This window comes from Legionella gresilensis, from assembly GCF_900639865.1.
Classification (GTDB): domain Bacteria; phylum Pseudomonadota; class Gammaproteobacteria; order Legionellales; family Legionellaceae; genus Legionella_C; species Legionella_C gresilensis.
Window position 1 is genome coordinate 26,464 of record NZ_CAAAHX010000007.1, and the last position, 21,924, is coordinate 48,387.

Sequence of the window (21,924 nt, forward strand, 5' to 3'; positions counted from 1 at the left end):
AGAACTTATAACTTATTATAAGGATTACTCGTTGTAAATAAAAGGTTTTTAAAAGAAATTAAAAGAATGTCGAAGTACATAAAATACCCAATTTTGTAACTCGTAATCAATAGGCCAGCGGTTCGATTCCGCTCAATCGGCATAGAGCAGATAGAGCCCTCAGTGATGTAGCGGTTGTATTAATTAAATTAATACACTTAATCTAATTGTTTTACTGGTAAAATAAAGTTACGAAGGGGCTTAGACAATTTGTAGTACAATATGCTACTGAGTAAAACTAAACTAATCGTTAAACCAAGTAACAGACCAAAACGTAGTCCTATTGGCCCTTCATCAAAAATAAAGGCAAATACGTAACCTAAGGGTAACGCAATGAACCAAGTTATACCCAAGCTATGCATAATAATTACGCGAGATTTAGAAGTTACCCATAATATTCCAATAACAATATTACGGACACCATCAATTAAAATGAAAAATATAGCAATGATGAAAAATGAGGCTGATAATGACTGTAAATTAGCATCTTGAATGTTTAAAGGTAAGAATAATGATAATAATTCGATAGGAAATTTTAAAAAAAAGATAATAAAAGGAATCAAATAAATAACCATAATTAGTAAAGCAGATAATAAGCACGTAATTATGGCCTTGTGAGCATTAATTGTATCTTTTATTTCACTAATTAATAAAGTTAATGTCTGAGACAAGCCATAAGCAAACGCCATAATTAGAATCATATATTGATTAGTAACAGAGAGTGCAGCAAGCGCTGTCGCGCCGAAACTTCCCATAGAGTAACCTGCAATTAACATTGCGGTAATTTCTCCACTGCTTTGTAAAGCAATAGGCAAGCCAATACCTAATATCATTTTTATCAATTTTTTATTAAAAATCCATTTGTGTAAAAATAATGTATGTCTAAAGGGTTGGTAAAATTTGCTTATGCAAAAATGAATTATAAGTATTATTAAGATTAGATATTTAATTAATAATTCAGCTAGAGCAACACCGCTCAAACCCAAAGCAGGTAATCCCCAATGCCCCTGAATAAATCCATAATATAATATTATTCGGGGTACGAAACATAATAGTTCGATATAAAGCAAAGTGTTAGGTCGGCCAATACCAATATTCAATTGATTGATTACAGTAATTATTAAAGTAGGGATAATACTTACAGCAGAAATTTGAAAATATAAACGAGAAATAGTTATAATTGTTAATTCTTGACCTGTAACTACTAATAAGTTATCGGCGTGCCATATCAATAACGTTGTTAATAAGCCAACTATTACAGATAAGAAAATACTACTTTGAAAAAGGGCAGAAATTTCAACTAATGATTTTTGCGAGCTTGGTGTTTTTCGGATTAAAATACTCAGGGCTTGGAAAATTGAGCTAGTAAAAACTACTGCTATAGAAAAAGTTGGGATAGCTAGTACACCAGCAGCTACATGTAATTTTCCTAATTGACCAAGCATTAATATAGCAATAAATCCAGAGAGCAAATATATTATTCGGCAGAGACTTATTGGAATTGCTAGATTAAGTATTCGTAAAAAAAAATAGCTAAGCCTTATATTTTCTGTATCCTTAAATAAAAGATTCATTATTATCTATTTCTTTATATTAGTAGATCAGGTATTAAATCTTCACGTTTTAAATCCAGAGAGGTGGATGTGGTAGAAAACAAGGAGTCTACTTCCTGATTATTAAGTGAATCTTCTTTATCCGATGATAGATGGGCATTCATTTCCACAACTATTATTTTTTGGTTTACCATTTGTATAAATTGGTCAGGCCATGTATTTTTTAATAGATCTACTGAAATAAACTCACCATTTTCTAGGCGTTTAATTAATGCTATTATCTTAGAACATGTGATGACTTTATTTAAGAAGCTACGCCTATAATTTAAGTGCACACTATTTGGAGTGTGTCTGATTTCGTTGAGCATAGTAGGAAATTTCACTGCTACATTTCGAAGATAGGTTGCTGAAGTTTCAATACTAATATCCACGTACTTGCCATAAAAATTGCAACCATTGCAATCAGCCAAACTGGCTTGAGTAATAGCTGCTTCTTCTGATTTGGGCACGGTTAAATCATACACTGTTTCAATAGCGATAGCCTTGGTATTATCAGAAATGTTAGTTCGCTGTTTCAATAGGCGCGTTACGAAAATGCGAAGTGATTTTTCTACTAAACTATAGGATTTGCTTTGATCTTTTATGTTACAGTCGTAACTATAGATAACCATATCATCCATAACATGACAGGTTTTATTATTATTAAATCTGACTGTGTCTGAAATAAAATGAAACATCTCTTCTTTCTCAGTGGAAAGTTTATCAGTATTGATATTAACTCTAAAAACAGGGTATTTTGTAATATTTATTTTACCTGTGGTACATGTTAATTGAGATGAAAGTGTTTTTAATTTTTGTAGTAAAAATTGATTAACTTTTTCAAGTGAAAGGGGGGTAATTGTATCGGTTACTTTTTCTTGACATAAGACTAGCCTTGGGCGAACTGCTAATGAATAAGGATTAGGGCATGTTAACCAGTAAAGGGTGACTTTTATCCAAGCAGAAATAGCTTCATGGATTTTTCCTTGCGCCTCAAATAAAATTCCTTTATCCATTTCATAATTAATAAAATCAAAAAGGGTAAATCCTCCACTAGAGAGTTGTGAGTAAGCCTCGTGATAGGCGATTTCCGCTTTTTTAAACTGTTTACTTTTTTTATATAAACGCGCTATATTCATTCTAATTACATGATTAATAGCTGTACTAGTTGGATAATAACAATCAATATAATTAATTAATTTTGTTTCTAAAGTATAGGCTTTCTCCGAATTGCCTTGCAAAACGAGGAAAAGGGCATATAGATTTAACTTATATATAGAATCCTCATCGCTTATTTCCAAATCCATATGGATGTTTGCTTTTGTAAAACAAATTTCAGCTCTTTTTAAGTTATGAGTCATTGTTGCTGAAAACGCCTGAATAAAATAAAGATAAGCTGTCCTTAAATCATTTATTGTTTCAAACTTTTCTGGCAAGGGTACTCTACTAACCAAATGATGTTGGTGAGAAAGAAAACGGATAACTTGTAGCTGTAGAAAAAACTCCTCTTTCATTGGGTTTGGTAAGTTATTTTGAGTTAACGCTTCCTCTAAGACCTGGCAGGATAAGTTATAAGCACCAGCCTTCAGACATTTCCAAGCATAATGAATTACAGAACTATGAGATAATTGCTTTTTTTGTTCACAAAAATTAAAGCCCTGACCGTACAAAATTCCTTGGCGATTTAGCTTTATATTTTCAAGGAGAGCGGCCATACTTGGCGGTTTAAACATATGTAAGGTTGGATGGTAATTTACAGTTATTTTTTCTTTAATGAGTGTTAAATTAGGTTGTAAATGAGTCATACTTTCTGAATCAAGGTAAAAATGAACACTTAGGTGTGAAAAAGAATTTGCAAGAAAAATTAAGCTATAGAGATTATCGCTATTTAAAGCTTTCGCTCCAAGTAGAATATGGAGTTCAAGCTTTTTAATCTGTAATAGTGGAATTAACATTTTATTTAATTCATATCCACGCATAGCTACAAGATCACCTACTGAATCATCGAGATTAACCCAATCAGTTGGGGTTTCTAAAGGACAAACTTGTTGAAAAAGATGTGACTTTAAAGTATTCAGATTATGAGCTGAGTCATCCTGATATTGAACAGTATTCTTTTTTAAAAATTGTTTTTCCAAGTGAAAGGAAATATCTGCAACAAGTTGAAATGGACATAAAACTGTCGCGTTAAGGTCACTTACTACTTTCATATTGTTCTATTCCTTTATGAACTAATTTGATAAAAGACATTTTTAAAATACTTAAGGAAATGGAAGTGATTCTAGATAAGCATTATCTGGATCAATTTTTAATTTTTTTGCATATAAACATTGTAAGTTTAAAGATTTATTTAATGCCATATGTGCAAAAAAATCAGGACTGACTATTTTAGTAAAATGTAAACCTAATGTTTCCTCAAAAAAATGATAATAATAAATATTAGGCGAAAGATCCTTAAGCTCTACCAGCATATCTTCATAGGTAAATTGAGGTAAGTTATCTATATCGGTTTTGTTATTGATTTGAAAAGTGTTCATGGCTTTAAAAAAAGGAATCTTTGATCTTGTTTGTTGATTGTTATATTGAATGAAGGCCATATGATAATTAGCTCCAGCCTTATTTTCGAGATGAGAATCTTTAAAGGCTGCATTATATAAAAATGTATAACATTGATATAACTCTTCAAATGCTGAGTTTAATGCGCTATCAAGAGAAGTCGAAGATTTTGAACCTACAGAATACTGTACAGCATCATGTGTGCTATGTGCAAAATAAAACATAATTACATTATAGCCAGGTAGATGATTGCCGTTTTCAAAGATGAAAAGATCACCATTATCCAAAAATTTTTCTACGAGGCTACTGTAAGGAGATGTTACCTTAAGTATCTGAGGATTAATACTATAGCGGATAGTTTTGGATATCCAGCTTCCAAGTAAAGCTTGTCGTTCAAGGAATTCTATTAAGGAGTTATGTAATGCTTCGTCCTTGCTGGTGTGTGCAGCACAAGCGCAACTATCGCTAAAATTTAAAAATTCACTGTCATTTTTATCAAGACGAAGGCTAATAGCATTATATAAATAATCATATGGCTCTTGGGTAAAAATATTTTTTAATCGAGTAAATGAAAATTGATGTTGTAAAAGTTGCTGATAATTTTCGAAATGACATAAGCTTATTAAGTGTTGTTGATGAGTAAGAGAATTAATATTGCCTATTTTTTTCTTTTCAACTATGGGCACAGATGTAAAAAAGTGATTCCGCTCATAATATTCCCCAAAAGCCTTGCATATTAAATTTAATCCTACGCCAGTACCTCCACCATAGCTAATAATACCATTAAGTATAACAGAACGAGGAGTTGACAACATGCCATCACCACAGAGGCTAAATGAATGAATATGTTGCAATGAAATATGTTTAACTTTGATTATAGAGGTATTTAATGATGGGTTTGTAAATGTCATTTAATCACCATACCCAAAAAACTGTAACGTTAGTGGAATGTAAGAGCTATGATCAAGATCCAGAGCATACATCAACTGCTGATCACCGAAGCTTGACCAAACAGTAGTGCGTAAGCCGGCTCCTTCGAAGGTATGTGTAGCATGCTGATACATCGCTCCAGCCTCCATAAGTGCATGACGATATCCACGATAACGGTATTTAAATATCGCTTTTTCTATGGCTGCAAGATATAAAATACTAAAACAAGGCTGAGCATTTTGGCTAATCAAATTATGCAATATTTTGTCAAAGAAAAATTCTTTCTGCATGGTTTTTATCAATTGCAGTTTTTTTCCAAGGGAACGAAAATGGTAACAACCTGGTATGTGAGAAAATCCCTCTATACGTTCAGGAAATAAAAATACTAAAGGCTCAATAGGATATAATCCACCGGCAGAAGGATAGGGGCGCCTACCATGATCATCTGGTGAAAAGCATTTGATTAACCATTTCTGCAAATCTTCAAATGAAATCTTTTTCTGGCTAAAACTATTGAGGGAAGCTCGCCTCGAAACCGGTGGAGACGGAAAGCTGTTACAGTCAATATCGTACTTATGAAAGGATGATATTTCCGTTTCACTAAACTGTACCTTTTTTATTAAATCATTAGGTACATTACTAATATTAACATTACCGTAAGGAACTAAAGTTATACTTTCTTTAGCATGAGTTTTAATAATATCCTGTAGTACAGTACTATCAATGTAGTTATTAACTAGCGATTTTACAAAGATTTTAGGCATGGTCAATTTCATTGTTAAACTAACTCCGCCTGTTTTAAGTGTGTTGAGTTTATTTTCATATCATACTCAGAAAATGCTGAATGTATGGCGATTTCTTGGTGGACATTAAAACTAGTTAAATCTGCATGCCAAAACCAATTAATTTTGTCTAAAGGTAGCTGAGCTTTCCAGAAGTGTGTATATTGGCTTGCAAATTGATAAAGTGTATAGGCAACGAAACCTTTCTGACAGGCGTTAACGCTAGGTTGAGGAAAAACATCAACACCATTTTTTAACATACTGCGATAAAAAAGTAACCAATTATCTTTTGTGACGGAAATATCACTGTTAAGAAAGGCCATTAGCTGGTGCAAATTCGATAAATGTGTAGGTAACCCACAATCGTTAAAGTATAAATTATCAATTACTAAAATTTTATGAATAATACCCGCTGTAATTAGATAAACGTTATCTGGTAAGTCTTGAAAGAGTTGTTTGAACTCTGGGCTCGAATAATTATTACGATAAAATATAACGAGTGATTCTTTATCATAATCGCTAAAATCTTTAGTGACATTTTTAACATGATAAGTATCTTGGAAAGAATCAGATAAAAGTTCACCTATTAAAGTATCATCAATGTTTAAATAAATTTTACGAAATTTTCTTGAAGCTAAAGGACGTAGTATGTCTAATTGATTTATTAAAACAAATTTTAATTGCTCTAAAGAGATTTGAAAACGTGTTGCCAAAGCTAATAGAGCGGATTCACTAATTTCAAATTTTTGTTGTTGTTGCAGTTCCTTAAGAACCTCATACAAAACCTTGCTAGGGATTTTAGCTGCTTTAGTATCGCTAAAGATATAGGTAGTCGAATTAACAGTCTGCAATTGATATTCATTAATAATGTACAAAAATCGATCTCCCTTTCAATAAATGTAGTAGTGGCTATACTAAATAGTTATTCTCTCCAAGTCTATACGTTATGGTGTTATTAAAAATATTGCTAAGGATGATTGAGTTCTGTAACAGTGCTAAATTAAATTAATTAGCTCTTCTAATTTCATAATACTCATTTTAATTTTTCTAAATCAGTTCAAAAATAAAAATTTATAAGAAAAGCACTAATTAAGGGAGGATATTTAATACATACCTTGTTAGAAACAATATTAAAGTTATAGATTTTCAAAGCAGAATATTAGACGATAGTTTTTAAAGTCTGACTAAAAACGATAAGCAAATTAATACTAAGGGGTTATTAATGCTCTAATTTTTAGATTTCAAAAAATGTATATACTATTTAAAAAGCCGGATTAACCGGCTTAATTTCAACCTAAAAGAAAATTAACTAGGATTAATCAATAAGTCTTTAAAAGTGGAAAAAAACTTATGTAACTCTATAAAATTCGATTAGTTTTACTAATTGCTGCAACAACAACAGCAAGATGCTAAGGACACTTCGGAAGGCAATTCTTCATCAAAAAGCAATTCAACTTCAACTAATTCAACTAAATTTTCATTTACCGAATTCATCATTATCTCCTTATGGTTTGAAATATTTATTGCTAGCTTTCCATGTTAACAATCTGATATAGAAAGTTAAGTATGCTAAAATAGAGTATTAATTATAAAGGAATAGCGTAATTAATACCTAAATTAACATCAAGATGACCATTAGTATAGAATGAATGTACGGGTATTTGGTAACTAACATTTGCCTTTAAATTAAAGTTATCAAACAGTTTGTACATAGCTACCGCTTCAACTAACGGATCAAGTCTAACCCGACCAGGGAATGAAATACCAATTTCATTTTGATAGGGCGCTAGTTGATAGTCATAGATCTCAGCCTTATTATGAGTTGAGGCTATAACACCTGCACCAACACCTACAGATAAGTTTGTATAAGTGCCCCACATTTTATCTAAAGTAAAAGCTAATTTTGTTGGTGCTAAAGTTGTTAATAGAGAGCCATGATTAAAGTTTTTAGTTTTAGATTCAAATAATTCATAACGTACATTCATCATATAAGTATCAAGTAAAAATGATACACCCATATAACCACCAAAGAAGTCATTTGGATAGACTCTAGATGGATTATATCTACGGCCGCCGAAATCATTTCTTGTAAACGAGTTAGCACCTCTAGCACTGTCTTTATAAAAAGCATGCAGATAAGAAGCCCCGCCCTCTATTAGCAGAAATTTATTTTCAATTGCTTGTATAGGGCCCATAGTGCCAGCATGTACCGAAAATATAGAGAAAGGAATGCCAAATGCTATGGCGCTTATAAACCTTTTATTTTTTAAAAGCACGAAACTTCTCCTTAAGTTTAAACTTAGTTATCAATGATTTAATATAGCAATGAGCTAATTAGATTCTCACTAAATTATTTAATAGTCAATAAATTGTATTATGCGTATTTTAAAATTTTTATTGAAAAGAGCTTTGCATTAAACACTGATTATAAAAATACATTTATCTATAAATAAATTCCTTAATATTTTTGAAAACATAAAAGTTTATTATCAATTTTATTCTTTATACCATTAATGTTTTTTCTTAAAGAAACGTAATACAGTGAAGGTACCTACTCACTATTAGACGTATCAAGCTTTAAAATTACCATTGTAAGCTCTTTGAGATAATTTCATTTAAATCTTTTGATAAGGAATGCCCTTCAAGGCGCCTTAATTGGTCTTGTATTAGTAATTGTCTTTTCTTGTCATGGTGACGCCAGCGAGTAAACGGAGTTGCTAAACAAGCACTAATTTGAGGATTAAGCTTATCAAGCTTAATCAATGTATCAGCTAAAAATTCATAGCCGCTGCCATCCGACGCGTGGAAATTTCTCGGATTAAATTGAGAGAAAGCGCCTATAACTGCTCTGATTTTATTTGGATTTTTAAAAGAAAAAGCAGAGTGGCTTAATAAGGTTTTTACTCTACTTAATGTATCAGGTAACTCACTGCAAGACTGAATAGAAAACCATTTATCAAGTACTAACTCATCATGGGACCATTGATTATAAAATTCATCTATTGCGTTGGCTCGGGCTTCTACAATAGAACAATTATTTAAAAGCTGAAAACTTGCTATTCGATCTGTCATTGTTTTTGCAAGTGTAAATTGCTCATAACAGATATCTAAGGCGGCTTGCTCATCAGATTTCATCATTAACCACAAGCAAATATTACGAAGTTTTCTCCTCCCATAAGCTTTAGCATTCATTAGATGATTTTCTAAAGCCCATAGATTTTGATAGATTGTTTGTGCCTGATTATAAAGATATTTACCCAGCTCTTGGCGGTAAGCATCTCGTGCAGCCTCAATAATATCTACATCAACATTTTCAATTCCAACAAAAGATACCACATCTTCAAATCCTGGAGGTGTTAATAATTCTGCACGCAAGGCCATATCTAGAGATTCATCTTGAAGAATATGTAAAAATGCAGTTCCTAATTCAACAGGTATTTGCCACTTGCTAGTAGTTGAACGATACAATTCTGCTATACATGAGAGAGCTAAAGACTGTGCAGCATCCCATCTAGCATACCCATCTGTTTCGAAACGTAATAAAAAAAGTAAATCGCATTGAGTTAATTTTCTCTGCAACTTAATGGGGGCTGAAAATTCTTGTAGTAAAGAAATAACAGGCTCAGTGGTAACATTCTCGATTGTAAACGTTTGTTGCTGTTTACGTAATTCTAATAAACTACACTTTAAAGGAATTACCTGCCCTTGCTTATCAAATAAAGTAATACGGATAGGAATATGAAAGGGGTGGTTAACGGAACCTGCTATAGGGGATGGACAAATTTGTTTTAAAGTGAGTGTTAAGATATTAGCTCTATAAGTACTATTTACTTCAACAGTAGGGGTTCCTGCTTGGCTATACCAAAGTTTAAATTGACTGAAATCAATTTGATTTGAATCTTCCATGGTAGCTACAAAATCTTCGATAGTCACAGCTTGGCCATCATGACGTTTAAAAAAAAGATCCATGCCTTTGCGGAAGCCTTTTCTACCTACTAGCATAGACAGCATACGTATAACTTCTGCGCCTTTATTATAAACAGTAGTAGTATAAAAATTATTTATTTCTTGATAGGATTCTGGCCTAACCGGATGTGCCATAGCACCTGCGTCCTCAGGAAACTGAGCAACGCGTAATATTTTTACATCTGAAATACGATTGACATCACGTGAATTCATATCACGTGAAAACTCCTGATCACGAAACACTGTCAATCCCTCTTTAAGGCTCAATTGAAACCAATCTCGGCAAGTTACACGGTTTCCTGTCCAATTATGAAAATACTCATGAGCAACTACTTTTTCGACATCAGCAAAATCTTGATCGGTAGCTGTGTCAGGCCTTACCAAAATAAATTTAGAATTAAATATATTTAATCCTTTATTCTCCATTGCTCCCATATTAAAATTGCTAACAGCAACAATCATATAAGTAGATAAATCGTACTCACGACCATAATTTTCTTCATCCCAACGCATACATTTATGCAATGAATTGATAGCATGGGCACATTTATCTTCATTTCCCGGTTCAACATAAACTTTTAAATCAACTTTTTTACCTGAGCATGTTATAAATTTATCTGATACGCAAGCCAAATTACCTGCAACTAATGCAAATAAATAAGAAGGCTTTTTAAAAGGATCTTGCCAAATTACCCAATGGCGTCCATTTTCAGCATCGCCTGCTTCTATTAAATTACCATTTGAGAGTAAAATCGGGTATTTCTCTTTATCAGCTGTAATACGAGTCGTAAACGTTGAAAGGACATCAGGACGATCAAGATAAAAAGTTATGCGCCGGAATCCTTCTGCTTCACATTGAGTACAAAATAATTGATTCGAGCGATAAAGACCTAAAAGTTTAGAGTTATTTTGTGGATAGACACGGGTTTTAATCGTTAAAGTAAATACTTTTGGACAATCTTCAAATAATATGTTGCCTTCTTTCAGAACATAATCACTTTCAGTTAAGACTTTGCCATCTAATGTAATGCTAATTAATTCAAGTTCGTCACCGTAGAGATGTAATAGACCAGGAAGCAGCCGTCTAAGGTTCATTTTATTGGTTATTAATGCATAATCTTCATAAAGCTGAAAATCTAAGTAAATACTTTCTACATCAAAATTTGGCGCAATATAATCTTTTAAAAAAACAGTCGTCCCTTGCAAAATGATTACTCCGATTACAGCTAAATTGTAAAGGGAAGCTTATAGAAGCATCCTTAAGTTTATAAATAAAAACAATATTTACCAATATTACCTTAATTCTACTCCAGTCAATTAGATTTTGAAGATATGTATTATTTAATATAATTTTCTTGTATGCAAGGCTATAAGATAAACAATAAAGTTAATATAAATCGTATATTGATAATAAATTTTAATAATTATCTCTTATCATTTTGGTACCAATTTTGGTACCACTAGTTATGTTTATTTATGATATCAGATGAAATAAAATGAAATTTATAGAATGGATAAAAACCTTATTAAATAAGGGATTGTCCTATTATTTGATATTTTTTGATAATATTTGATATTGATAAAAAATAGTCTCGTAATCAATAGGCCAGCGGTTCGATTCCGCTCAACGGCATAGTGTTTATAAGGTTTTTATACTGGTAGTTAAATTTTCATAATCATTCGGGTACACTTAACAGAATTTCTAGAATCTGGGTCTTTCATTATTATATAAGCTATATTTTATACGTATTAGCAATTCCACAGTACCTAACTTAAAATTTTTATTAGTCTTTTATTACAAATAAATAAATTATTAAACTTCTCTATAAATAGCCTTAGCTTTTGCATGGAGCGATAGGTATGAATTCAGAAAACATAATTTCTGTAGATACAGAAGTTTTAAAAAGCTCAGTAGAAAAATTTGTAGAAAATGTTACTAAGCCGGCTTTCGGCATTGTCACTAAAAAAGAACTAGAATTTATGATTTTCGAATTTATGAATGATATCAAGGCTATTAATAGTCCCTCTTCAACATTTGGTTTAATGACTGAGCTTGGTATAACGAAAGCAAGGGCATCACGACTACTTTATGATTACGAAGTAAGAAAATTCAAAGATATAGATCCTGATCAAAAAATTAAAGAGGCTTTGTCAAAGGCAACATTTGCAAAAGATGGTGATTACTTCGTATTAGAAATAGAAAGTAATTTATTACAAGCTTTTCTTAGAGAAAAATTAAAGAATTTAGGCCATATTTCTGATGGCTCTTTCAGTCAATCAATTGTAAGAATAAACCTAGATGCCGTTGCATCATTAATTTCTGAATGTATCCCTGATAAAGAAAAAGATAGAATAAAACAAGCATTAACCAAAGCTGGCGCGCCTGATAATTCACTTAAGGGAGTATTAAAGTCTATTTTAAAAACATCAAGCTCAAAAATTTTAGGTGGAAGTGCTGATCAATTAATAGAGAAATCAGCTGATCTGATAACAGACTTATGCTCTAATATTTTAGATAAAGATAGCTGGAAAAAATATCTTTACAATAAATGAATTAAGGTGATTAATTTTATGGTGAGTATCTAACGGTATTAAAATTCTTTTAGAGGTAATTTAAAACCTAAGTAAGTTCATTAGAATTTTTACCTTAAAATTAAGAAATAGTGTTAGTTGTATATTAAATTAAACCCCTTAAACAGGGGCTTAATAACTTGAAAAAACATGAATCTTACCATTCGCTTCAACCAAACAATAATCACTAAGAAACAAATACGAGCAAACGCTTCGCAATCGAAATAACTTATTAAATTATCCGGTATCGCATGGCTATAGCATTCTTCCAAAATATGCCAGGCAAAATCAATTTCAGAATCGTAACAACCTACATAATCATCAGTCATCATGGTTTGAGTTTCTTTAAAACCAACATCTGCAATGAGTGCTTGTCCTAACTTACCATAAGTAGCTATAAAGTCAGTATATTGAGTGATGGTTTCTAAGTCTTCATACTCACTGAGATTGATGTTGCCAAAACCTTCATAATCATGAATTACATAGTCGCCAGCATCCTCAATCGTGCTTTGAGCTAACAGTGTTTGAATTTCTTCACTTATATTGTCTGTACTTTGATTAGCGTTAATCCAAGTACCATGTAAAATACCATGGTTATAAGAAGCAAGACATGCCACATAAATACTTGGGGTAAGCATTATTTTCTCCTTAAATAAAAGATGCCTGAGCAAACTAAATAGATAGTTTGCTCATGACTTAGAAGGCTAAAAGGGGACATTTGTTGTAGGTGCGTTTTCTTGCAATATTTTGCGCATAGTTAACATGTGTTGCTCAGCTAAGGCAGTTGTCTTTTGACTAGCTTTGGCTTGTCCTAACAACTGAATATTACTCACCACAATACTAATAGAGTGGCGGTTATTACCGTCTTCATCAGTCCAGGGATTAGAGCGAAGTTTGCCTTCGATAAAGACTAAACTTCCTTTCTGTAAATACTCAGTAACTTTATTTAAAATGCCAAAAAAGACAAGCTGGTGCCATTCAGCGCGAGTATGCCATTCCTCTTTAATTTTGAATGATTCATTCGTGGCAAGAGTCGCGGTTATAAATGTTTGCCCACTTTTACTAGTGATGTCTTTAGGCTCTGTACCTAAATGACCAATGAGTTGAATGCGATTTAAAAAAGCAGTCATGATGTTCTCCTATTTTTTAATAAAAGCACAACAGGAAAACCTCCGCAGCAGGCAGTTGTTTTTCTGTAGTGCGGATAGACAATGATTCAATCAGTGGTAAGCAGGCACAGACTGTTTGAAGTCAGAGAGAATGAGGTCAAGCTGTTTAATTTCTGCTAAAGACCACTGCTCACGAAATTGGCGCAGGGTATTCAAACAATAAGTTAATTCAGCCAGTAAATGCTCAATCTCTCGTTCAACAAAATTTGAAGGTTGCATGGTATCGCTCCTTTGATACAAAGGAATTGGTTTCCCAAAAGGGAAAGATTCAATCCCTTTTGGGTTATGCAATGAAAAACCTCACCGATTCATCGGTTGATTTTGCCAAGTTATTAATGAAATTAGGCGTAAGCCTTCCTAGAGTGTAAGTACTTAAACTTAATCCATGAGTTAAATCCTACAAAGGCAGCATTTAACTATATTCCCGACTAAACGTTCTGCCATAAATTAGGGAAGAAGATGGCATTATCACAAGACTAGGAAACCTAGTTTCACCAGAATTTCACTGGCTCATCAGCTGTGTCAATTTCATTCTAACAAGCAAAAAAAGAAAAGCAATGGGGGTGCTCTGGTTGTACCTAAATATACCTATTTGATACTCAAAATTTTTTAAAAGCTCTAGCCAAGTTAACTTTTATATGCTGAAAAACATAAAGTGTATTGTGGTTAGTTAGTACTTATGTGCAGTACGTTTAGATTTAAGTTTCTACAAGGACTTAATCAGAAATTACTGCACATAATATCCATACTTTCCATTAGACAATCATAGTAGCTGCAGGTATTTTAATGAGAGAGATAGTTATAGAGCAAGATACTTATAAAAATAAGGATAGGATTTTGACGAATTAAGTCATGATTTATGCCAAATCCAGAATTGCAATGCTATGCGATATTACTTTAATCTTAATATGGAAGTTAGTAAAACTATTAGAAAAATCATTCAGATACACTAGAGTCTAAGTTAGACGAGAAAAAAAATTTATATATTAAAAGCATAAAAATACCCGTTAAGGCACAAAAAATACTCGCTAATAGTATACCTAATCGAGCTGAATTAATAAGATTGTTATTAAATGCTAAATTCGCGATGAAGATAGCCATTGTAAATCCAATACCAGTTAATACACTACTACAAGCTAACAATACCCAATTAAGATCGCTAGGTCTCTTTGCTAACCCAAGCAATTCAGCAATAAAACTAAAACTAAAGACCCCTATAGGTTTTCCCAGGATAAATCCCAAAAATACAGCAAGGGTAACTTTATTAGTAAAATCGGAAAAAGATATTACTACGCCTGCATTAGCTAGCGCAAATAAGGGCAAAATTAGATACCCAATCCAGGGGTGCAAGAGAATTTCAAGTCGCTCAACTGGAGAAAGCGTTTCACGAGCCGCTACTTCAGCCATGTGTAATGCCTTGCGATCATCTGTATCTCCACTCCAATGCTCTCCTGGTGGATAAGAAACCACATGCTCTAAAATTTTATGTAACCGTTTATCACTTATCCAGGCTCCAGTAGGAGTCATTAATCCAAGAATAACGCCAGTAATAGTGGGATGAATACCTGATGCATCTATTGAAACCCATATTAGAGCTCCAATAAAAAAAAATATAATTATACTGCGAATCCCCAGTTTTCTCATTATGTATACGAGGATAAACCCTATTAATGATGTAGCAAGAGCCGGCCAAGTAATCCCATCGCTATAACCAATAGCAACAATTAAAATTGCGCCAATGTCATCAATAATGGCCAGTGACAACATGAAAATTCGAAGGTTTGAAGGAATATGTTTACCAAATAAAGCTAAGCAGCCAATCACAAAGGCAGTATCTGTTGCCATAACAATACCCCACCCATTCTGCCCAGACTCGCCTGCTTGAAGTAAGAGGTAAAATAAAGCAGGTACAATCATCCCACCCAAGGCCGCAATAATAGGAAGAGCCGCTATTTTAGGCTCACGCAACTCGCCAAAGACCAATTCTCGCTTTAACTCTAAAGACACAAAAAAGAAAAATAAAGTCATTAATCCATCATTTATCCATCTATGAATTGAACGAGAAAATTCAATATTTCCCACGTGAAAGCCTAAGGAGATATCCCAAATAGATAAAAAAAATTTTGACCAAGGCGAGTTTGCCAATATTATTGATATAAAAGCCGATAGTAATAATAAACTAGCTGTGCTTGTTTCAATACGAATAAATCGATCTAAGGGTTTAGATAACCGATGTATAGACTCCTTAGGTAATTGTGGATTTAATGGCACTCAATCATCCTTTTCATTTATGATGCAATAAGTCTAGGCCTAATGCTTGAAGAAAATTTAATTTTTTACGGCTTTCAGAGTCAATAAGAGATATTGCGCGTGAAGTGCATAAAATTCCTAATACATTGAATTAATTTACAGAATTCCTTTTTCTATGACAAGTTTATCTAATTCTATTATTTTGATTTCCACCCTCATTATCCATAGCTTGTTTTGCTTCATTTTCTTGCGTTTGAATCGACTCTTCAGAGTTATCATGGAGTCTATCACAAATAGGACAGGATGAATGCTTGGATAAGCAGGCGTAATCACAAAATTTATTAAAAAGGCACAAAACAACACCTGCGGCAAATAAAGCAACTATTCCAAGACCATTGCGAGAAGAGATTGTTAAACCGGTTGCGATAACCAATAAGATCACACCTAGTACTTCAAAACGTAGCGCCCAGAGACAGGCGCTTATTTTGTTGGGAAATTCCATTTTTCTCATAATATTTCTCCTATATGATTAAACTGATAATAGTGGAAAATATCTTTTATTAATTCTAGACTACTATGTGGTTCTTTATGACTTAGGTTAATTGGCACAATGGCTGCGATTATTATAAGTCACTATAAGAGAGCCTTTATTAATTTAAATATTATGCGTAGTAATTTAACAATAGGTTTTGTAAAATAAAGAAAATTTAGTTCTACTGTACATAGTATTCTACTAACCACAATAAATTTTAGTAATACTCAATCTTGAATGCTCAAGCTCCTGACTAATGCGTTCTCTTGCAAGTCTGTCCCAATCTTTTTCAAGGAAGCTCAGCTCTCTATAGTGTTTCCCTCCCTGAATAGGACAAAGTAATCCATGGCCATTTTTGTCATAATGTTTGGTTATTTCAAGGTATCTTCTTTGGGCATAAGCATATCGAAGTCCATGGCATTTACTTAAATCCATTTTGGCAATGACTTCATGATAGTGGGATAAGTGGCTTTTATAAGATTTTCCATACGGGATTAAAGAGCGGCCAAAGGGTATTTGTTTCATAACTTTAACTAACCACTGTCTTTGCTGCTTATTTGTTAGCTTAATAGTGCGGCCGTAACTTATTAATTCCTAGCATTTTTATATAGATTGTATTTGTTGTAATTATTGTAGATAGACAAATACTAAATCAAGATATTCGTCTGGGAAAAATAAGCCTTTTATTTGTTATCAAATTGTTAAATAACTTCAACTGCTTCAGCTTGTAATCCTTTTTTTCCTTGGCTAGCTATAAATTTTACACGACTTCCTTCAGTTAATGTTTTAAAGCCCATGATTTGAATGCCGCTAAAATGGACGAAATAATCTTTGCCGCTGCTTTCAATAAATCCAAACCCTTTGCTTTCATTGAACCACTTTACTTTTCCTTGTATTTTATCAGCCATGTTTATTACTTAAATTAAGAATGTTGAAATTAACTTTAGCATCGATTATTAAAAAACCAAAATATAATTAATAGCCAGAAATTGTTAAGGCAAGTTAAGAAGGATAATTAGTATAAAAGTAAGCATTACAATTTATTTAGCTGCAGCCAGTATTCAAGTAATCCAATTTGCCATACTTTTGAAACCCCTAGCGGAGTGATATGCTTTTCGGGACGCTGAAATAATTCTTCAATGGCTTTCCAATTGAAAAGTCCACGTTGCTTAACATGATTTATTGATAGAACGTCTTGCATCAGTTCAAGGGTACTGCCTTTTAGGTACTTTAAGGCTGGAACCGGAAAATAACCTTTAGGTCGATTAACCACTTTCTTTGGCAGAATTTTCTGTCCAATTTTCTTTAAAATATATTTACCATCTTGAGGTAACTTGTAGCGAAGTGGTAAAGACATTGCAAGTTCAACTACAGCCTCATCTAAAAAGGGGACTCTCGCTTCAAGGCTTGCTGCCATCGTCATGTTATCAACACGACAAAGTGGCCCATTGGCTAGCGCAAATGTACTTTCATAAACAAGTAAATTATCTATCGGGTAACGAGAGCCATTCTGCCAGCATAGTTCTTCAAGAAATAACATAGCATCTGGCGTCGTTTGAAAGTCCGGTGTAACAAGCTGTTGGTATTCTTGATAAGCGCGATCTGCAACCAGGTCAAAAATCATTTGTGCTGATTGCAGTGGCGTGGCTTGCTTATCTTTAAGCGTTTGAAACCAATGATAGCCTGCAAAAATCTCGTCTGCACCTTGACCTGAAAGAACGACTTTGACCTGTTTAGCAACTTCTTTTGAAAGAAGGTAAAAGCCAATATTATCGTGGCTTAGCATGGGTTCAGACATGGCCAAAATACAATCTTGTAAAGAATAAGCCAGTTGCTTATTGGATATAAATAATTGTTCATGATTGGTTTTAAAGTGAGAGGCAATTAAATCAGAATAAAAGAATTCATCCCCTTGCTCATTTAAGCTGCTTTCAAAGCCTATTGAAAAAGTATGTAATTGCTCGTTGCGCTCTTTTGTAGCCATTGCTACGAGCAGTGATGAATCTAGGCCGCCTGATAATAATACTCCTACAGGTACATCTGCAGCTAACTGGCCCTTTGTCGCTTGTGATAAGGCCGCTTCAATAGCAAAAAGCCATTCTTCCTCAGAGCGAATGGTATTTGTATTATCTTCATTTATTTTAAGTTGCCAGTATCTCTCTTCTTCTACTTTACCATCAGCATGCACCGTCATAATCGTGCCAGGGTTTAATTTTCGAACACCAGAAAGAATAGTAAAAGGGTCAGGAATAGCATGAAAGGTGAGGTAATAATGGAGCGCCATTTTATCAATTGATGTATCAATATGACTAAATTCAAGGAGGGCTGGAAGGGTGGAGGCAAATTTGAAACCTTGTGCGTAATTGGTATTATAGTAAAGTGGTTTGATACCTAAACGATCACGAACAAGGATTAATTTTCCTGTCTCTATTTCCCATAAAGCAAAGGCAAACATGCCCTTAAGTCGCGAAATACTTTGCTTACCCCAAGCATGATAGGCCTTTATAATAACCTCGGTATCGCTTGTTGACTTAAACGTATAGCCTTTTAACTCAAGTTCTCGCCGTAACTCTAGAAAATTATAAATAGCGCCATTAAAGACTAAGGCTAGTCCTAAATTTGTATCAACCATCGGTTGTGCAGCTAGGCTTGAAAGATCAAAAATTTTTAAGCGCCTATGGCCAAATGCCAATTTATCTAGGTGATAGATGTCGCCAGCATCAGGGCCGCGATTCAATTGTTTTAAAATGACTTTTTCTAAGTGAGGTAATGAAACCTGTTCATCAGAAAAGTGATACTCTCCAGCAATCCCGCACATAGTGCTCCATCTTAATTAGCGAACAAATTGAATAGTTGCATTCTACGATAAAATACACCTATTAAATAACGGTGGACATCAATGATTGAATTGGTTGATAAGCTTAAATAAAGCTAGTAAAAGTACATGACTAATTATTTAGCGTATATAGAAACTATAGCCTCTAATGGTTTAAAAGGAAAACCTAACTTTAACTTTTCTTTCTAAAAAACTAGCTTAAAGCTTTAACGAATACATTATTCATAGAGAGGTCGTTGGAATAAAAATTCCTTAATGTTATGTTTAACGACCTCTTTCAAGCACCCTGTCTTATTTAATATCTTTCGTTGACGCTCTGAACTGGTACCTTTATTCATAATAGATTCTAACGTTAGAAAATAGCTTTCATAATTTAATTGTTTAATATAGGATGCTAACTTATCTAACCATTCTAAAATATCTTCCCGAAGAGGCTTTGATTTCCCCTCTGTGTTCATAATTAATTGAGCATCTAAGCCATGCCGAATAGCGCACCATTTATTCTCACGAGAAAGCCAGTACGGAGGGTAGGCGACAGATTCAAGCCAGCTACCATTATCGGTAAACCAATAGGCAAGTGTTTGAGTAAAAGCAATAATGGCTAATGCTTCAGCAAGAGTTGCTACACCATCACAATCACGTATTTCTAACGTGCCTAAATTAGGACTAGGACGTAAATCCCACCAAAGGTCATGAAGCGATTTAATAGAGCCACAGGCTTTTAATGCTCTACACATATTCTCAAATTCTTGCCAATTTTTTACATGATAGGGATGCCCGGCGGTTGGTAGTGCTTCATAGGTTGTAGGGCGACAAGAGGAAAGGCCTGTATCTATGCTTTGCCAGGAGGGGGAGCTTGCAGATAGCGCTAAGAAATGAGGTAAAAAATACATAAAAAAGTTATTAAAGCGAATGCATTCTTCACCACTTGTCATTCCTAGATGAAGATGTAATCCATACACACACTTACGCTGCGTAACCCATTGGGCACGATTGATTAAGTCCTGATAACGCGTACTAGGGGAGATGATTCAGTCTTCTTATTTAGAAAAAGGATGCGTCCCTGTTGTTGAAAGCGCAATACCAAATTGTTGAGCAATAAAATTCAGTTCACTTAACGTGTTACGTAAGTCTGATTCTGCTTCTTGCACAAGTTTACATTTATCACTATTAGTTTCTAAAGTACTTAGAAAGAACTCTGGTTTTATTTTTGGGAGATGAGTAGAAGTATTTAATACTGCTTCGGCACAAGGGTTGAGATTATAATTTTCTTGATCAATTAACTGTAATTCAATTTCTACACCTAATGTAAGCGCACCTGCGCTTTTAAAGTCAAGCTCATCGTCAGTTGAGGTTAATGAAAAGGATGGAAATTGATTCATTGATTCTAATACATTTTTATTAAGGTTATTCATTAATTTTTAGAGAGATAATTTCTTACCTAGTATACAGAAAAGCTTCTCAAGAAAAGCTTATTTTTAAAAAAAAGCTTGTATTTAATTTTAATTTGTATGATTTTAACTCTAAAAAGAGTGACCCATTACTTTATTGCTTACAAACTCTCAGCGATAATTTTGACACGTCTAAGCATGCCAAGGTATTTGCATTTAAAGTTCGCTGGCTAGGTAAATCACTATTCTCTCCTTTTTTAGCATTACCGAGCTTTAATAAAATTTTTTATTTCTCAACAGCCTGTATTTGTTAGGTTTTTAGTATTTGGATAAATGTGCACGACAGTCTCTTTAACATAAAATAGCCAGTATTTTTATCAAACATATCTAATAAATTTTACTCAGAAATGAGGGAGTTTAATTAATTTTACTAAGCAGCCAGAGCTATGCGCAACCTGCATGTATGACATGAATATTATTACCATAAGCCAATTTTTATTACCTATAGTTTAGTTTTCAATGTTCTTTTGAACCAGCGTTCACCGCACCAGATTGTCGCCACAAGATAAGGTATTCCTCCTATTACCCACATTATAAGTCCTGCAAGTTGCTGGCTTTGTAGCGAACGTATAGGACCATATATTGAATTTTGGGCGAATGTTAGAAGAGCACCAAGAAATCCTGTATGCATGAGTGTAAATAATAAAGCCAAAAGCGCACGAGGTGTAGTCTGTTGGCTAGTATATAATATAGACCACCAGAATAAGCCAGCAGTTATTAAGAAACAAAGGTGCTCAATAATATGCCACCAGGGATTATTAAGAGCAAGTAAGTAGGGTTTAGGAGCATGCCAGAACCAAATCACTAAACCATGTAATGCAGCTGTCCAAATTGGATAGCGTACAATTTTAAGGATTGGCGACAACCCAAGTAGGATGATGCGACTAGTGGCAGCGACCAATTGTGGTAGAGGTTGTGCAAAAGCATAGATGGGCGCAATAACAACCATCATTAACATATGCTGTGCCATGTGAGCGGCTGTATTTGTCTCAGCTAGCTCGTCTAACCCGCCAAAGATAGTGAAAATGGTGATTAATATCGCTCCTTGAAAAAAAAGAAATCGCTGCCATCCTGGCCATATTCGCAATGCACCAATAGAATAAGTGAACCATAACAAAGCTAAACATAAAGCACTTAACAGCGTTGGTAATTGCTCCTTACTAAGTTCAGCAAAAGGGTTATGAGCGAGAGCATAATTCGGTATTAATCCTATAATAATAAATAGCAGGCTTCGAATAATCATGTCTTAT

General features: G+C 33.6%; 17 protein-coding genes and 1 pseudogene. 1 reads left to right on the forward strand and 17 read right to left on the reverse strand.

Annotation, left to right across the window (positions count from 1 at the left end; translation table 11 throughout):
• Positions 1 to 197: 197 nt before the first annotated feature.
• The 7 genes from E1P04_RS10095 to pepN form a co-directional block, all read right to left on the reverse strand.
• A complete protein-coding gene (locus tag E1P04_RS10095; protein WP_131782789.1) occupies positions 198 to 1,613 on the reverse strand; it encodes an MATE family efflux transporter in 1,416 nt (471 codons plus the stop codon).
• 14 nt (positions 1,614 to 1,627) lie between these two features.
• Entirely contained in the window at positions 1,628 to 3,841 is a 2,214-nt protein-coding gene (locus E1P04_RS10100) for a tetratricopeptide repeat protein (RefSeq protein ID WP_131782790.1), read from the reverse strand.
• A gap of 51 nt (positions 3,842 to 3,892) precedes the next feature.
• The gene (locus E1P04_RS10105) at positions 3,893 to 5,098 is read right to left on the reverse strand and encodes a YcaO-like family protein (RefSeq protein WP_131782791.1); all 1,206 of its coding nucleotides are present in this window, start codon (positions 5,096 to 5,098) and stop codon (positions 3,893 to 3,895) included.
• Positions 5,099 to 5,881, reverse strand: coding sequence for a SagB/ThcOx family dehydrogenase (locus tag E1P04_RS10110; RefSeq protein ID WP_165482741.1), 783 nt, complete (start codon positions 5,879 to 5,881; stop codon positions 5,099 to 5,101).
• 14 nt (positions 5,882 to 5,895) lie between these two features.
• Positions 5,896 to 6,774, reverse strand: a complete 879-nt coding sequence (locus E1P04_RS10115) for a hypothetical protein (protein WP_131782793.1) — start codon at positions 6,772 to 6,774, stop codon at positions 5,896 to 5,898.
• Between the two features lie 711 nt (positions 6,775 to 7,485).
• A complete protein-coding gene (locus tag E1P04_RS10120) occupies positions 7,486 to 8,175 on the reverse strand; it encodes a hypothetical protein (RefSeq protein WP_131782794.1) in 690 nt (229 codons plus the stop codon).
• Positions 8,176 to 8,482: 307 nt separating this feature from the next.
• On the reverse strand, positions 8,483 to 11,071 hold the full coding sequence (pepN, locus tag E1P04_RS10125; RefSeq protein WP_131782795.1) for an aminopeptidase N: 2,589 nt from the start codon (positions 11,069 to 11,071) through the stop codon (positions 8,483 to 8,485).
• A gap of 654 nt (positions 11,072 to 11,725) precedes the next feature.
• Here pepN and E1P04_RS10130 point away from each other — a divergent pair.
• Positions 11,726 to 12,418, forward strand: coding sequence for a hypothetical protein (locus E1P04_RS10130; RefSeq protein WP_131782796.1), 693 nt, complete (start codon positions 11,726 to 11,728; stop codon positions 12,416 to 12,418).
• A 113-nt stretch (positions 12,419 to 12,531) separates the two neighbouring features.
• Here the strand turns inward: E1P04_RS10130 and E1P04_RS10135 are convergent, their stop codons facing one another.
• The 10 genes and pseudogenes from E1P04_RS10135 to E1P04_RS10175 form a co-directional block, all read right to left on the reverse strand.
• Positions 12,532 to 13,074, reverse strand: a complete 543-nt coding sequence (locus tag E1P04_RS10135) for an antirestriction protein ArdA (protein WP_345788920.1) — start codon at positions 13,072 to 13,074, stop codon at positions 12,532 to 12,534.
• Positions 13,075 to 13,140: 66 nt separating this feature from the next.
• Positions 13,141 to 13,566, reverse strand: a complete 426-nt coding sequence (locus E1P04_RS10140) for a single-stranded DNA-binding protein (RefSeq protein ID WP_131782797.1) — start codon at positions 13,564 to 13,566, stop codon at positions 13,141 to 13,143.
• Positions 13,567 to 13,656: 90 nt separating this feature from the next.
• Positions 13,657 to 13,824 carry a hypothetical protein gene (locus E1P04_RS17670; protein WP_165482742.1) on the reverse strand — a complete coding sequence of 56 codons (168 nt, stop codon included), beginning with the start codon at positions 13,822 to 13,824 and terminating at the stop codon, positions 13,657 to 13,659.
• A gap of 717 nt (positions 13,825 to 14,541) precedes the next feature.
• Positions 14,542 to 15,876 (reverse strand): Na+/H+ antiporter NhaA, encoded by a 1,335-nt coding sequence (gene nhaA, locus E1P04_RS10145; RefSeq protein WP_131782798.1) that lies wholly within the window; start codon positions 15,874 to 15,876, stop codon positions 14,542 to 14,544.
• 163 nt (positions 15,877 to 16,039) lie between these two features.
• Positions 16,040 to 16,366, reverse strand: a complete 327-nt coding sequence (locus E1P04_RS10150) for a hypothetical protein (protein ID WP_131782799.1) — start codon at positions 16,364 to 16,366, stop codon at positions 16,040 to 16,042.
• Positions 16,367 to 16,588: 222 nt separating this feature from the next.
• Positions 16,589 to 16,912: a hypothetical protein gene (locus tag E1P04_RS10155; protein ID WP_242604431.1), complete on the reverse strand. Its 324-nt coding sequence runs from the start codon at positions 16,910 to 16,912 to the stop codon at positions 16,589 to 16,591.
• A gap of 176 nt (positions 16,913 to 17,088) precedes the next feature.
• Entirely contained in the window at positions 17,089 to 17,295 is a 207-nt protein-coding gene (locus E1P04_RS10160; protein WP_131782800.1) for a cold-shock protein, read from the reverse strand.
• Positions 17,296 to 17,420: 125 nt separating this feature from the next.
• The gene (locus tag E1P04_RS10165; RefSeq protein WP_131782801.1) at positions 17,421 to 19,205 is read right to left on the reverse strand and encodes an N-acetylglutaminylglutamine amidotransferase; all 1,785 of its coding nucleotides are present in this window, start codon (positions 19,203 to 19,205) and stop codon (positions 17,421 to 17,423) included.
• 236 nt (positions 19,206 to 19,441) lie between these two features.
• Positions 19,442 to 20,638, reverse strand: a pseudogene (locus tag E1P04_RS10170) (carboxylate-amine ligase).
• 478 nt (positions 20,639 to 21,116) lie between these two features.
• Positions 21,117 to 21,917: a cytochrome c oxidase assembly protein gene (locus E1P04_RS10175; protein WP_131782802.1), complete on the reverse strand. Its 801-nt coding sequence runs from the start codon at positions 21,915 to 21,917 to the stop codon at positions 21,117 to 21,119.
• Positions 21,918 to 21,924: the final 7 nt, after the last annotated feature.